Origin of the sequence: Sphingomonas sp. CFBP 13603 (genome assembly GCF_014892665.1) — a bacterium.
Classification (GTDB): domain Bacteria; phylum Pseudomonadota; class Alphaproteobacteria; order Sphingomonadales; family Sphingomonadaceae; genus Sphingomonas.
In genome coordinates, this window is record NZ_JADBIA010000012.1 from 1 (window position 1) to 14051 (window position 14051).

The 14051-nt window shown below is 68.5% G+C and carries 12 protein-coding genes; 6 read left to right on the forward strand and 6 right to left on the reverse strand.

Annotated features, from left to right (window positions below):
* The 4 genes from IFR23_RS16365 to IFR23_RS16380 all read right to left on the reverse strand — a co-directional run.
* The coding region (locus IFR23_RS16365; RefSeq protein ID WP_192976820.1) for an AAA family ATPase at nucleotides 1-2026 on the reverse strand (2026 nt) is incomplete at its 3' end.
* A gap of 265 nt (nucleotides 2027-2291) precedes the next feature.
* Nucleotides 2292-3032 carry a thioredoxin domain-containing protein gene (locus IFR23_RS16370; RefSeq protein WP_056051660.1) on the reverse strand — a complete coding sequence of 247 codons (741 nt, stop codon included), beginning with the start codon at nucleotides 3030-3032 and terminating at the stop codon, nucleotides 2292-2294.
* Between the two features lie 26 nt (nucleotides 3033-3058).
* Nucleotides 3059-3724: a thioredoxin domain-containing protein gene (locus IFR23_RS16375; RefSeq protein ID WP_192976821.1), complete on the reverse strand. Its 666-nt coding sequence runs from the start codon at nucleotides 3722-3724 to the stop codon at nucleotides 3059-3061.
* Nucleotides 3724-4287, reverse strand: coding sequence for a DUF721 domain-containing protein (locus tag IFR23_RS16380; RefSeq protein ID WP_192976822.1), 564 nt, complete (start codon nucleotides 4285-4287; stop codon nucleotides 3724-3726). The genes IFR23_RS16375 and IFR23_RS16380 overlap by 1 nt, the downstream gene beginning before the upstream one ends.
* Before the next feature lie 26 nt (nucleotides 4288-4313).
* On the opposite strand from IFR23_RS16380, the gene IFR23_RS16385 reads away from it, so the two are divergent.
* Genes IFR23_RS16385 through nudC form a run of 3 tightly spaced genes read left to right on the forward strand, consistent with a single transcriptional unit; the run spans nucleotide 4314 to nucleotide 7596 of the window.
* On the forward strand, nucleotides 4314-5363 hold the full coding sequence (locus IFR23_RS16385) for an A/G-specific adenine glycosylase (RefSeq protein ID WP_446740924.1): 1050 nt from the start codon (nucleotides 4314-4316) through the stop codon (nucleotides 5361-5363).
* Nucleotides 5360-6712 carry a serine hydrolase domain-containing protein gene (locus tag IFR23_RS16390; RefSeq protein WP_192976823.1) on the forward strand — a complete coding sequence of 451 codons (1353 nt, stop codon included), beginning with the start codon at nucleotides 5360-5362 and terminating at the stop codon, nucleotides 6710-6712. Before IFR23_RS16385 ends, IFR23_RS16390 begins: the two co-directional genes overlap by 4 nt.
* Nucleotides 6713-6717: 5 nt before the next feature.
* The gene (gene nudC / locus IFR23_RS16395; RefSeq protein WP_192976889.1) at nucleotides 6718-7596 is read left to right on the forward strand and encodes an NAD(+) diphosphatase; all 879 of its coding nucleotides are present in this window, start codon (nucleotides 6718-6720) and stop codon (nucleotides 7594-7596) included.
* A gap of 155 nt (nucleotides 7597-7751) precedes the next feature.
* Here nudC and IFR23_RS16400 read toward each other — a convergent pair whose 3' ends face one another.
* Together IFR23_RS16400 and IFR23_RS16405 are read right to left on the reverse strand one after the other, a co-directional pair.
* Nucleotides 7752-8750: an LLM class flavin-dependent oxidoreductase gene (locus IFR23_RS16400; RefSeq protein WP_192976824.1), complete on the reverse strand. Its 999-nt coding sequence runs from the start codon at nucleotides 8748-8750 to the stop codon at nucleotides 7752-7754.
* A gap of 98 nt (nucleotides 8751-8848) precedes the next feature.
* Nucleotides 8849-11173, reverse strand: a complete 2325-nt coding sequence (locus IFR23_RS16405; RefSeq protein WP_192976825.1) for a S8 family peptidase — start codon at nucleotides 11171-11173, stop codon at nucleotides 8849-8851.
* A gap of 134 nt (nucleotides 11174-11307) precedes the next feature.
* Here IFR23_RS16405 and IFR23_RS16410 point away from each other — a divergent pair, with 134 nt between their 5' ends.
* The 3 genes from IFR23_RS16410 (at nucleotide 11308) to glpX (ending at nucleotide 13885) form a co-directional block, all read left to right on the forward strand.
* A complete protein-coding gene (locus IFR23_RS16410; RefSeq protein ID WP_192976826.1) occupies nucleotides 11308-11985 on the forward strand; it encodes a pyrimidine 5'-nucleotidase in 678 nt (225 codons plus the stop codon).
* A complete protein-coding gene (gene dapD / locus IFR23_RS16415; protein ID WP_192976827.1) occupies nucleotides 11982-12800 on the forward strand; it encodes a 2,3,4,5-tetrahydropyridine-2,6-dicarboxylate N-succinyltransferase in 819 nt (272 codons plus the stop codon). The genes IFR23_RS16410 and dapD overlap by 4 nt, the downstream gene beginning before the upstream one ends.
* A gap of 113 nt (nucleotides 12801-12913) precedes the next feature.
* Entirely contained in the window at nucleotides 12914-13885 is a 972-nt protein-coding gene (glpX, locus tag IFR23_RS16420) for a class II fructose-bisphosphatase (RefSeq protein ID WP_107963207.1), read from the forward strand.
* The last annotated feature ends 166 nt before the right edge of the window (nucleotides 13886-14051 follow it).

A 14051-nucleotide genomic window follows, 5' to 3' on the forward strand; every position in this document is an offset into this window, starting at 1 on the left:
CGGCGGCGGCGCGGTCTTCCTGGCGGAGGGCGTCGCGCGCGGCGGTTTCGGCGCGTTGCAGGGCGGCGCGGGCGGTTTGCGACTCGCCTCTAGCCTGGGCGATGCGCTCGTCGATCGCGGCGCGGGTTCGTTCGGCGTCGTCCAGCGCTTTGGCTGCGACGGGGCGGGCGGCCTGGAGCGCGGCGAGGCGGTTGCGGCGGACGAGGCGTTCGGCGGCGGCTGCGCCGGTGCCGGTTGCGGTGAAGCCGTCCCAGCGGCGGAGTTTGCCGTCTCGGGTGACGATGCGCTGGCCGACGGCGAGGTGTTGCTGGCCGTCGGTGTCGACGACGAAGACCTGCGCGAGCCTGCGGGCGAGAGCGGGGGGCGCGTCGACATGCTTTGCCAGCGGTTCGGCACCGGCGGGCGCGGCGGGGTCGTCTTCGCGGGGTTCGGCGCCTGCCCATGCATTGAGGTTGGTGTCGAGATCGTCGCCGAGCGCTGCGGCGAGCGCGCGCTCGTAGCCGGTGCTGGCCGAGACGTGGTCGAGCAGCCGGTCGCGGCCGCTGCGCTGTGTTGCCTTGGTGAGCGCCGTTACTTCGCTGTCGATCGCGGCGAGGTCTGCGCGGGCGCTGGCACGGGTGGTTTCGGCGGCGTCTCGCGCACTGGTCGCGGCGGCTTCGTCGGTGTCTGCCTGGGTGATGGTTTGGCGGGCGGACTCTGCTGCGGCCGTTGCGGCGCGTCGAGCTTCGGCGGCGGTTTCGCGCTCTGCGGTTAGCGGGGCGGGGTCGCCGAGGGCGCGGAGGGCGGCGGCGATTTGGGCGGCATCGCGGTCGGCGCGGTCGGCGCGGGTCCGGGCGGCGGCGAGGGCTGCGCTGGCGACACGGACTTCTGCGGCGTCACGGGCTTGCGTGGCGAGCGCCTGGGCCAGCGCGACTTCTGCGTCGCGGGCGCTGCGTTCGGTTTCGGCGAGTGCTGCGTCGAGATCGGGGATCGCGGCGGTGGCGTCGGCGATCGCGGTGTCGAGCGTCTTGGCTTCGTCGGCGAGGCGGGCGAGCGCGGCGGCGGCGTCGCTGGCGAGCGATCCTTCGCGCGCGCGGTCGTCGGCGATCCGGGCGCGGGCGTCGGTGAGGTCGGCGATCCTGCGCTCGACGTTGGCCTTCTCGGTTTTTAGCGCGGCGAGGCGGTGGGCGAGATCGCCGACCAGGTCGCGCGCGGCGAGCGCTGCGGTGCGGGCGGTGGCGACGGCTTCGATCGCGCGGTGCTGGTTTGCGGCGGCTGCGCGTTCGGCTTCGGTGATTGCGCGGACGCGGGTTTCGGCGGCGGCAGCTTCGGCCTTGGCGGCATCGGCTGCGGTGGCGGCTTCGCGCCATCGGGCGAACACTGTGCGCGCTTCGGCGACGCGAATCTGCGCGGAGATGAGGCGGTAGCGTTCGGCGGCGCGGGCTTGGCGTTTCAGGGTGGCGGCGCGCGCGTCCTGGTCGGAGATGATCTCGTCGAGCTTGGCGAGATTGGCTTCGGTGGCGCGGAGTTTCCCCTCGGCGTCCTTGCGGCGGACGTGGAGACCGGCGATCCCGGCGGCTTCCTCGAGCATCGCGCGGCGGTCGGCGGGTTTGGCGGCGATGACCGCGCCGATCTTGCCCTGGCTGACGAGCGCGGGCGAGTGCGCGCCGGTGGCGGCGTCGGCGAACAGGAGCCCGACGTCCTTTGCGCGGACGTCGCGGCCGTCGATCCGGTAGGCGGAGCCGGCGCCGCGCTCGATCCGGCGGACGATCTCGCGTTCGTCACCGGCTATTTCGGCGAGGATAGAGACTTCGGCGAAGTCGCGGGGGGGGCGGGTGGCGGTGCCGGCGAAGATGACGTCTTCCATGCCGGCGCCGCGCAGGGATTTCGCGCTCGCCTCGCCCATCGTCCAGCGGAGCGCTTCGAGGAGGTTGGATTTACCGCAGCCGTTCGGGCCGACGACGCCGGTGAGGCCTGGTTCGATGCGGAGGTCGGCTGGGTCGACGAAGCTCTTGAAGCCGGTGATGCGGAGGCGCTTGATCTGCATTCTTGCGCCCCCCGACGGTTGGTTGTGATCGTGTGCCGAACCGCCGAGCTTGTTTCCCCGCGAAGGCGGGGACCCAGTCTGGGCTCCCGCCTTCGCGGGAGAACAAGGAAGAGCTGCCGTTAGTCCGAACTCCACCTCCCCCGGCGGAGGCCGGGGCCCAGTTGGAGAGGTGGCAGCAACGGAACGCAGCGCTGATCAGCGACGTCCCCCAACTGGGCCCCGGCCTTCGCCGGGGTGGTACGTGTGGATGGAGAGGACGTGCGTCTTACGCCCCAGCCGCCTTCAGCGCCTTCTCCATCTGATCCCAGCTCACGACCTGATCGAGCTTCTTGTCGTTGATCAGGAACGTCGGCGTGCCAGTCACGGTACCGGCCTGCATCGCGTTTTCGGTCGGCTTGGCCATCACTTCGAGCTGCTTCTGATCCGCGAGGCAGGCGCGCGCCTTCGCTTCCGGGATCCCGCGCTGCTTGACGAAATCGATCGCGCCCATCTGCTCGGCGAGTTTGGTCGCGACGACCGTCGGCGGCTGGTTGGCGAGCGCCTTCTGCTGGTCGGGGGTCATCGCCTGGAGCTTGTCGAGGAAGGCGATCTGGTTGCCGTACATCTGCTCGAGGATCGGGAAGAACGGCGCGACGCCGCCACACTGGCCGAGCAACGTCAGCGCCACGTCGGGTGCGCCGTGGACGAGGAAGTCGCGGAATTCGAAGCTGACCTTCCCGGTCGAGACGTACTTTTCCGTCAGTGGCTTGTAGGCTTCGCGGCCGAACGCGCCGCAGGTCGGGCACGAGCGCGCGCCGTATTCGACGAGCTTGATCGGCGCGTTCGGGTTGCCCATCAGGTAACCCTCGGGGGTCTTCACGACGGTCTCGGTCCAGTTCTGGCCGGCGGGGGCTGCGGCGGCTGCTACCGGTGCGGCGGCGGGCTGGTCGACGTTACCGGTCGAATCGTTCTTCGAGCAGGCGGCGAGCGCGAGCGGCAGGACGGCGAGCGTGGTCAGGAACTTCATCGGGTTACTCCAGTGGATCACGTGAATTAACGGGCGCCGGCCTTGCGGAGCGCGGGTTCGAGCTGTTCCCAGCCGACATGCGGGACGAGTCTGCCGTTGAGGTAGAAGGTCGGCGTCGAGTCGATCTCCTTCGGCGCGTCGGCGGTCAGTTTGACGATGCGGTCGATCTCGGGCTGGTTGGCGAAGCACGCGTTTATCGCGGCGTCCGAGAGCCCGCGTGCCTTGATCATCGCGGTCAGGCCGGAGCCGTCTGCGTTGGCGCGGATCTGGGCCGAGGCGGGGTACATCGCGAGGCGCGCGGCGTTGCCCTGCTGGTATTCGATCCCGCGCTCGAGCCATTGCGGTTGCGCGGCAAAGATCGCGGACGAGGTGGCGGAGAAGCCTTCAGGGCCGGTGCAGCGCGCGAGGATCGCTGCCGACAGGTCTAGACGGTCGCGGATGAAGTGGCGGAATTCGAGGCTGGTCGAGCCCGATGCGATCATCTGGCGCTTCAAGACGGGTTCGGACTTCACCGAGAAGTCGGCGCAGTGCGAACATGTGTAGCTCGCATACTCGACGAGCTTCACGCGCGCGGCGGGGTTGCCGATCAGGTAGGCGCCCGAGGGGAGGATACGCGCGGTCTGCGACCAGTCGCGCTTCGGCGCGGCGCCGGTCAGCAGGAAGAGGGCGAAGACAGCTAGAAGGACGCGCATCAGTTGATCCTGGGAAGGCCGTGCGTCGAGGCGACGCCGGCGGCGAGGGATTCGAGGACGGCGCGCAGTTCCGGATCGGCGATGCCCTTCAGGCTCATACCGAGATCGACGGGGACCGGGCGGATCGAAGGCGGCGCCTTCCGCGGGACGGGGGCGGCGACCTCGCCCTGGCGGATCGCGACCTTCACGATGGCTGCGTAACCGAAGAAGCGGTTCACGCGCTCGATGATCTCGGGCGCGATGTGCTGCATCATCGGTGCGTGCGCGCCGCGGACGGTGAGGGTCAGGACGCCGTCCTGTTTCTTGCCGACCGGGAAGCGGATCGATTCGGGGATGCTCGCGCCCGCCAGTTTCGCGCCGACGATCTCGGGCCAGCGGCTGACGATCGACGACTGGACGAAGCCGAATCGCCGGAATGCCGCGCCGCCGATCGCGGGCAACAGCTCGGCGACCGCGCGCGAGCGGTTCTCACGCGGGGCGTCGGGGTCGGTCCTGCCTTTCACGCGCTTCGTCGCCGGCTTGGGCGTCGCAGATTTAGGCACGGAAACGGGCGGCTTGCTCATCTGCGAACCCATGCCATAGGCGACGCGTGAACGCCAAGCGCTCTTCGGTCTCCGGGGCCCTGCTCGACTGGTATGACGCGCACCGTCGCGACCTGCCGTGGCGCGCGAAGCCGGGCGAGGCGGTCGATCCGTACCGGGTGTGGCTGTCCGAGGTGATGTTGCAGCAGACGACGGTGGCCGCGGTGACGCCGCGGTTCCTCGCGTGGACCGCGCGGTGGCCGGATTTCGCGAGCCTGGCGGCGGCGGACGATGCCGATGTCATGGCGGCTTGGGCGGGGCTTGGGTATTACGCTCGGGCGCGCAATCTGGTGAAGGCGGCGAAGGCCGTGGTCGCGGAGCATGGCGGCGTGTTTCCGCGAACCGAGGTGGAGCTGCGCGCGCTGCCGGGGCTGGGCGCCTATACGGCCGCTGCGGTGGCGGCGATCGCGTTCGGGGAGCGCGCGGTGGTGGTCGATGCGAATGTCGAGCGAGTGGTCGCGCGGCTGTTCGCGATCGAGACGCCTTTGCCGGCCGCGCGCCCTGCGATTCGGGTCTCGGCGGACTCGATCACACCGGATACTCGGCCGGGCGACTTTGCGCAGGCGATGATGGATCTGGGGTCGGGGATCTGCACGACGCGCGCGCCGAAATGCCTGTTGTGTCCGATCCGCGCGTTTTGCGAAGGCTTTGCGCAGGGCGCGCCCGAGCGGTTGCCGGTGAAGGCGAAGAAGGCGGCCAAGCCCCAGTGGTACGGGACGATATTCTGGCTGGAGCGCGACGGGCAGGTGTTGCTGGTGCGACGGCCGGACAAGGGTCTGCTCGGCGGGATGCGGGCGTTTCCTACCGGGCCTTGGGGTGACGCTGTGCCCGGTTTCGAGGACGCGCCGGCGCAGGCGGATTGGCGGATGCTGGACGAGACCGTCGCGCATGGATTTACGCATTTCGATCTGCAACTGACGCTTGCGGTGGCGACGGTCGAGGCGCATCAACCGCGCGTTCCAACGGCAAGCGAATGGTGGCCGATCGACGAGCTGGATACCGCCGGGCTCCCGACCGTTTTCGCCAAGGCCGGCAAAGCCATACGGAGAGCTGCATGAAATTGGTGCATTGGATTTCGACGGGCGGACTTGCCGCGCTGGCAGCCGCCACGGCTTATGCCCAACAGGCGCAGCCGCGTCCGCAGGTCAGCCCGCAGGCTCGGTCGACGCCGCGGATGACGATCCCGGTCAACGCATTGCTGCCTGCCACGTCCGCACTGTTCGATAGTTACGTTGCGCAGGACAAGATACCGGGGATCGTCGGTGCGTTCGGGGTTGGCGACGGTCCGACGCTGTTCCCGTCGGCGGGCAAGATCAGCGACGATCCGAATGCTCCGGCGGCAGGCCCCGATTCGCTGTGGCGCGTCTATTCGATGTCCAAGCCGATCACCGGCATGTCGGCGATGATGCTGGTCGAGGACGGCAAGCTCAATCTCGACGATCCTGTCAGCAAATATATACCCGCGTTCAAGGACATGAAGGTGGCGACCAGTCCCGACACGTCGCTCGCCACGCGGCCGGCGACGCGGCCGATCACGATCCGCAACCTGCTGACGCATACCGCCGGGCTCGGCTACACAATCATCACCAAGGGGCCGCTGCTCAAGGAATATGAGCGGCTCGGCATCCTGCCGCTGTCGGTCAGCGCGGCGATGGAAGAGAAGATGCGGCCCGTCCGGCCGACGTCGCTCGAGGAATTCGCCAACCGCGTGGCGACGCTGCCGCTGATCGCCGAGCCGGGGACCAAGTGGAGCTATTCGATCGGGCTCGACGTGATGGGCCGCGTGATCGAGGTCGCGAGCGGCATGAGCTTCGAGCGGTTCGTGCAGACGCGGTTGTTCGATCCGCTCAAGATGAAGTCGAGCTTCTGGCAGGTGCCGCAGCGCGAGGTCGGGCGGCTGGCGACCAACTATGCGTTTGTCGGCGACACGCGGACGCCGCTCGATCCGGCGGCGAACTCGGTGTTCCTGCAGAAGCCGAGCTTTCCGTATGGCGGCGCCGGCCTGGTGATGTCGGCACGCGATTATGACCGGTTCCTGCACATGATCCAGGACGGCGGCATTCTCGACGGCGTGCGCGTGATGAAGCCAGAGACGATCGCGCTGGCGACGTCGAACCTGTTGCCGGCGGGGGTGACCTATGGCGGCGTGAGCGGTGGTACCGGCGGGACGAAAGGCAGCAACATGGGCTTTGGCGCGGGCGGTTCCGTGGTGCTGGCCACCACGCCGAACGGGCCGGGCAAGGGCACCTATGCCTGGGGCGGCGCGGCGGGGACGATAGCCTGGGTCGACCCGGTCAAGCGGTCGCGCGGCAACGTGATGGTCAATTACTTCCCGGCGGATCGTATTCCGTTGCGTGAACAGGTCGTCGCGGCGCTGATGCAGGATGCGGCGAGGTTGCGCCGATGAGCGTGATGGAGGCACCTGGGTTTACCGGTGGGACGCTCGACCGGTCCGATGCGCTGCGTCACGACCCCGAAGGGCTGGCGGCGGCGCAGCGCGACTGGCGTGCACGGCTGCTGGTGCTCGATGGGTTGCTGCCGGGCACGACCGATGACGGGCATCTCGCCTGGACTTCGGTGGCGGATATGCCCGAGGATGCCGAGGCGATCCTGCTAGGGCTCGACGAGAGCGGGCGGCCGCATTTCGCGGCGCTGCTGGCGGGCATGCGCGTCGACAACGCGCCGGCGATGCGGTCGCCCGCGCTGATGGCGGTGCTGGCTGCGCTCGCGCCGGGTGAGGCAGCGACGTACGCTGGCGCACGGAGTGTTATCGACTGGCATGTCCGGCATGGCTTCTGCGCAAAGTGCGGATCGCCGACCGAGATGTTCCGGGCGGGGTGGGCACGGAAGTGTCCGAACTGCGGGACCGAGCATTTCCCGCGCGTCGATCCGGTGGTGATCATGATCGCCGAGCATGACGGGCGTGCGCTGCTCGGGCGGGGCAAGGGCTGGCCACCGGGGCGGTATTCTGCACTCGCCGGTTTCGTCGAGCCGGCCGAATCGATCGAGGAAGCGGTTGCGCGCGAGATCCTCGAGGAGTCGGGCGTTCGGGTCGGCAAGGTCCGGTATGTCGCGAGCCAGCCCTGGCCGTTTCCGTCTTCGCTGATGATGGCATGCGTTGCCGAGGCGGAGGACGATGCGATCACGCTCGATGTGAACGAGCTCGAGGATGCGATGTGGGTGCCGCGCGAGATGGTGCGCGCAGTGTTGCGCGGGGAGGAGGGGCCGTTCGTGGCGCCGCCGCCCTATGCGATTGCGTATACGCTGCTCAAGGAGTGGGCGGGGGAATAGGTCGCGAGCCTCCCGCGTGCACCACCCCGGCGGAGGCCGGGGTCCAATTGGAGAGGTCGCAGTAACGACGTGCTGCCCTCCGTTACTACCTTCCCCCAATTGGGCCCCGGCCTCCGCCGGGGTGGTGTCTTAAGCGGGAGCGGTTCGCGGCCGACTTACGCAGCGATCTTCAATTCCTGCATCACGTCGGCGGTGATCGACAAACTCCGCTTGCGTGCCTCGTGGTCGTAGATCGCGCTGGTCACCATGACCTCGTCGACGCCGGTCCGCTCGACGAACGCCGCTATGCCGCGCGCGACCTTGGCCGGGCTGCCGACCGCCGAGCATTGCAGCACGTGGTCGAGGATCTGGTTGCCCTGCGCGCCGAGCGACTCGCGATAGCCGGCGAGCGGCGGCTTCATCTGGCCGGGGTTGCCGGTGCGGAGCGCGACGAACGACTGTTGCTGCGAGCTGGCGAGCAGTTCGGCTTCCGCGTCGGTTTCCGCTGCGAACACGTTGAAGCCGGCCATGACGTGTGGCTTGGCGAGGCGTGCCGAGGGGCGGAAGTCGCGGCGGTAGATCGCGAGCGCGGCATCGAGCGCATCGGGCGCGAAATGCGAGGCGAATGCGTAGGGGAGCCCGAGTGCCGCCGCCAACTGAGCGCCGAAGGTGCTGGAGCCTAGGATCCACATCTCGACGTCCGCACCTGCGCCCGGGGTCGCGACGATGCCGGTCTGGCCGTCATTGGCGAAGTAGCTCTGGAGCTCCATCACGTCCTGCGGGAAGGCGTTGGCGTCGGTTTCCAGCGTGCGGCGCATCGCGCGGGCAACGCGCTGGTCGGAACCGGGCGCGCGGCCGAGGCCGAGATCGATGCGGCCGGGGAACAGCGCGTCGAGCGTGCCGAACTGCTCGGCGATCGTCAGCGGCGCGTGGTTGGGGAGCATGATGCCGCCCGAGCCTACGCGGATCGTCTTCGTGGCGGCGGCGATGTGCGCGATCACGACGGCGGTCGCGGCCGACGCGATGCCGGTCATGCCGTGATGTTCGGCGACCCAGTAGCGCTGGAACCCGACGCTCTCGGCGTGCCGCGCGAGGTCGGCCGCGTTGGCGAGCGATTGGGAGACGGTGCCGCCTTCGATGACGGGGACCAGATCGAGCAGGGAATAGCGTGTCATGCGGCAGAGATAGGTACCGAGCGGTAGCTTATCCAGTGATTGCGCCAAATGGTTTGTTCGGCTGACCTCTACACCCCTCCCTTCCGGGGAGGGGAGAGTTAGAAGCCCAGACTATATCGCATCGCCATGCCGTAGTCGTTCGGGAGCGCCGCGAAGTTACCGGGGTCGCGGCGGAAGAACAGGTTGGTGTCCAGGCCACCGCCGAGTGCGAGGACGCCGTAGCGGAATTCAACGTCGAGTTCGCGGCCTTGCGGGGCGAGGTTGAGGCGTTGGGTGGTCCAGTTGGTGACGGTACCGGACGTGTAATCGTAATAGGTCGGGAGGGCGAGGTCGATGCCGCCGCGGGCAACGCGCAACGGTTGCGCGATGCGGAGGCCGATGCTGTCGTGGGCGAACACGCCGTCCTTGCCGATGTCGGCGGCGAAGGCGTTGGTGCGGACGAGGCCGTCGCCGCCGAGACCGCCGCGGACCGCCGCGCGGGTCCAGCCCTGGCGCATCGATCCGCCGATGCTCCAGCCGCTCCCCGCATCGAACCGTGCCTTGGTATCGACGAACCACGTTGCCGCGCGGGTCGCGCCGAGCGCGGCGTCGAAGCGCGCGCCGAGGACGGTGTCGCGCTCGTCCATCCGCGTCGCGGCCACCATCGTCGACAGCGCGCCGAAGCGGCGGTCGACGGTCAGCGAGGCACGATTGTAGCCCGAGCGCTGCCAGCGGTCGCGCAGGCGGAAGTCGCCGTCACGCTGCGTCAGGACGTCGCCATTCTCGATTCCGGCGGTGACCCCGAACCCGCCGAAGCTCTGCCGCATCGCGCTCGAGGCTCTCGTGTTGCTGTCGAAGCCTAGGCCGCCGGTGTTGGCGATAAGGAAGGCGGGTTCGGACTGGCCCGACAACTGCGCACTGAGCGCGCTCGATCCTTGTGCGAAGCCGAACCCGAACGACAGCGTGCTGCCGAGTTTCTGCGTCACCATGCCGGCGATCGCGCGCGCGCTGGTCGCGTCGGCGTTGGAGAGGGACGTGCGATCGAGCGCGACGTCGCCGTTCGCGCGCGGCGCTAGCGTCATCGATACGGTCATGCCGCCCTGCGCCAGCGCGACCGTGCGGAATCGCGACTGGAGCGCGCCGCCGAGCGATCGTTCCGGGCTGCGGCGCGCGATCGTCTTGGCGAGGTCGATCGCGAACGCGCGGCTGTAGCCGTCGAGGATTACCGCGCCGAGTTCGCCTTGGGTCGCGTCGCCCATCGGCGCGGAGAGGGTGGCGTTGCCGCTCATCGAGACGACCGCTTTCGATCCCGCGATCGAGGTCGTGCCGAGCGGCTGGAACGCGCGCGTGAGGTCGAGCACGCCGTTGCCGTAGACCGCGTCGACGCCCGGCGCGCCGGCATCGCGTGCGCTCTTGAACAGGATGTCGACGATCTGCGCGCCGGTAAGGTTGGGGAAGGCCTGTGCCAGCAATGCGACCGCGCCGGAAATCTGCGGCGCGGCGAACGAGGTGCCGGACCAGAGATAAGGGGTATCGGTCGCGTCGGGCGCGCGGACGCTTTCGCCGACCGCGGTGAGGAAGTGCGCGGCGCCGGTGCCGGCCCGGTCGCTGAACGTAGAGATGCCGTCGGTGGACCCGACCGAACCGGCGATGATCACTTGGTTGCGCGCTTGCGCTTCGCTGGCGACGTTGGTGAAGGGGTCGGGGTTGACCGAACCGTCATTGCCCGCGGCGATCACGACGACGAGCCCCGCGGCGGTCGCGCGGCCGATCGCGTCCTTGAGGCTTTGCGGCATGTCGGAGCCGCCGAGCGAGATGTTGACGACCGTTGCACCCGCCGTGCGTGCCGCGTCGAGGCCGCGGGTTATCGCGTCGGTCGGAAATTTGCAGCCCGTATCCTCGTCATCCTTGCTGGCGGTGGCGCAGGTGCCGGGGCGGTCGGCGCGCAGGACGATCAGCGTCGCGTCGAACGCCACGCCGTGCGAGCCCGCGCCGTTTCGCCGTCCCGCGAGCGTGAACGCGACCGCGGTGCCGTGGCCGCCTTCGTCGTCGATCGTGCTGTTGCCGGCGACATCCTGCGATGCCGAGGAGACGCGGGAGCCGAACTCCTGGCTCTGCAGGTCGATGCCGCTGTCGATCACGCCGACGTTGACGCCCCTGCCAGTGGCGCCGACGTTATAGGCGGCGAGCGCGTTCATCGAGACGGCGCCGACGGTCGCACGGTATTCGGCAGTGTCGTTTGTCGAAGGTGCCGGCGTGGGGGTTGGCGTAGGCGTGGGAGCAGGGGTCGGCGTCGGCGTAGGGGCTGGAGTTGGCGTGGGAGACGGCGCTGCTGGTGGGGTCGGGGTGCTGTTGATGCCGCCGCCGCCGCCGCCGCACGCCGCGAGCAGGACCGTCGTCCCCAATGCCGCCGACCGCAACAGGCCAGCTTTTACGCCGTACATGAACGTCACCCCTTTGTGATCTTGATAACCTATTGGAATTGAAAGCGTTGAGCGATCGTAAACATCGGCCTTGACCGCGCCGGGGACAGAGCCGGCTTGTCGTCTAGCGACGCTCTGCTTAGAGGTTCCGATCGATGCCTGTCCGCCTTGACCCCCGCCTCGACCATGTCCGCAACTGGATCTTCGATCTCGACAACACGCTGTACCCGGCGAGCGCGGACCTGTTCGCGCAGGTCGACGCGCGGATGACCGGGTTCATCCAGGATCTGCTGGGGCTCGAGCATGACGAGGCGCGGCGCGTGCAGAAGGGATATTTCCACAATCACGGCACGACGCTGTCGGGGTTGATGGCCGAGCACGACGTCGATCCGCACGCGTTCCTGGCGCATGTCCACGACATCGAGATGGACGTGATCGAGCACGACGCGCCGCTGGTGGCGGCGATCGCCAAGCTGCCGGGGCGCAAACTCGTCTTCACCAATGGCGACACGCCGTATGCGGCGCGGATACTGGAGCGGCTCGGGTTGAGCGAGAGCTTCGAGGCGATCCACGACATTCACGCGATGAACCTGATGCCGAAGCCGCATGCCTCGGCCTATGCAGGGTTCTGCGCGGCGTTCGACATCGATCCGCGGGAGTCGCTGTTCGCGGACGACATGGCGCGCAACCTGACGCCGGCCAAGGCGATCGGGATGACCACCGTGTGGATCGACAACGGCTCCGAGCAGTCGCCCGATGCGGCGCGCGATCATATCGATTTTACCGTGCCGGTGCTTGCGCCATGGCTCGAAACCATCCTGGAGACATCATGACCTTGCAGACCATCATCGACGCCGCCTGGGACGACCGCGCGAACCTGGGGCTCGAGACGAAGGGCGAAGTGCGCGACGCCGTCGAGTCCGCGCTGGCGATGCTGGACGCGGGGACTGCGCGCGTTGCCGAGCCGACGGCTGACGGCTGGCAGGTGAACCAGTGGCTCAAGAAGGCGGTTCTGCTCTCGTTCCGGCTCAACGACAACGTCGTGATCGACGGCGGTTCGGCGGGCGCACCGGGGTTCGACAAGGTGCCGTCGAAGTTCGCGGGCTGGGGTGAGGCGGAATTCCGCGCGGCGGGTATCCGTGTCGTGCCGGGCGCGGTCGCGCGGCGCGGGAGCTTCATCGCCAAGGGTGCGATCCTGATGCCGAGCTTCGTCAATATCGGCGCGTATGTCGGTGAGGGGACGATGGTCGATGCGTGGGCGACGGTCGGGTCGTGCGCGCAGATCGGCAAGAACGTGCATCTGTCGGGCGGTGCCGGCATCGGCGGCGTGCTCGAGCCGTTGCAGGCGGATCCCGTCATCATCGGCGACGGCGCGTTCATCGGCGCGCGTGCGGAAGTGGCCGAGGGCGTCCGCGTCGGCGAGGGCGCGGTGCTGTCGATGGGCGTGTACCTCGGCGCCTCGACCAAGATCATCGATCGCGCGACCGGCGAAGTGTTCAAGGGCGAAGTGCCGCCGTACTCGGTGGTCGTGCCGGGCTCGATCGGTGGCGGCGACGGCAAGCCGGCGCTGTACTGCGCGGTGATCGTCAAGCGCGTGGATGCGCAGACACGCTCGAAGACCAGCATCAACGACCTGCTGCGGGACTGACGGCGCGCGCCCCACGTCTCGTCTCCCACGTCTCGTCCCGGCGAGGCTCGTGTCGGGTCGACAACGACGCGGACGCTGCCTATCCGGGACGAAACATACCGAGGAGAAATATTTTGACCGCTGCCGCCAGCCAGGTTCTCGACCGCGTTCTCGTCCTCGAAATGGTCCGCGTGACCGAAGCTGCGGCGATCGCCGCCTCCACGCTCGTCGGTCGTGGCGACGAGAAGGCAGCGGATGCGGCCGCGGTCGAGGCGATGCGCGAGGCGCTCAACTCGCTGTACATGGACGGCACCGTCGTGATCGGCGAGGGCGAGCGCGACGAAGCCCCGATGCTGTTCATCGGCGAGAAGGTCGGCTCGGCGATCGGCAAGGGCCCGAAGATCGACATCGCGCTCGATCCCTTGGAAGGCACGACGATCTGCGCGACCGCGGGGCCGAACAGCCTTGCCGTGCTGGCGATCGCCGAAGAGGGCGGGCTGCTCAACGCGCCCGACGTCTACATGGACAAGATCGCGGTGGGCCCGGGTTATCCCGAGGGCATCATCGATCTCGACAAGACGCCGACTGAGAACATCAACGCCGTCGCCGCCGCCAAGGGCGTGCCGGCGCGCGACTTGATCGTGTGCGTGCTCGACCGGCCGCGTCATGAGGCGCTGATCGCCGAACTGCGCAAGGTCGGCTGCGGGATCATGCTGATCGGTGACGGCGACGTCGCCGGCGTGATCGCGACGTCCGATCCGGAGACCACGGTCGACGTGTATATGGGTTCGGGTGGTGCTCCCGAGGGCGTGCTGGCGTGCGCTGCGCTGCGCTGCGTCGGAGGGCAGTTCAAGGGGCGGTTGCTGTTCCGGAACGACGACGAGCGTGGACGCGCTGCGAAGTGGGGGATCACCGATCTCGACAAGCAGTATGACCTGTCCGAGTTGGCGAAGGGCGACTGCATTTTCGCGGCGACCGGGGTTACCGATGGCTCGCTGCTGGCCGGCGTGAAGCGGAAGAAGGGCAAGATGACCACCGAGAGCGTGGTTATGCGGGCGTCTTCGGGGACGGTGCGTTGGGTCAAGGGTGAGCATCGGACTGACTGATCTCCCGATACCACCCCGGCGAAGGCCGGGGCCCAATTGGGAAACGCCACTAACGGAGCGATGCGCTTAGTTACTCTGGACGTTCCAATTGGGCCCCGGCCTTCGCCGGGGTGGAGCGTTGGGTCAGGGTGGTGACTCAACCACCATGCTTCCCCGCGAAGGCGGG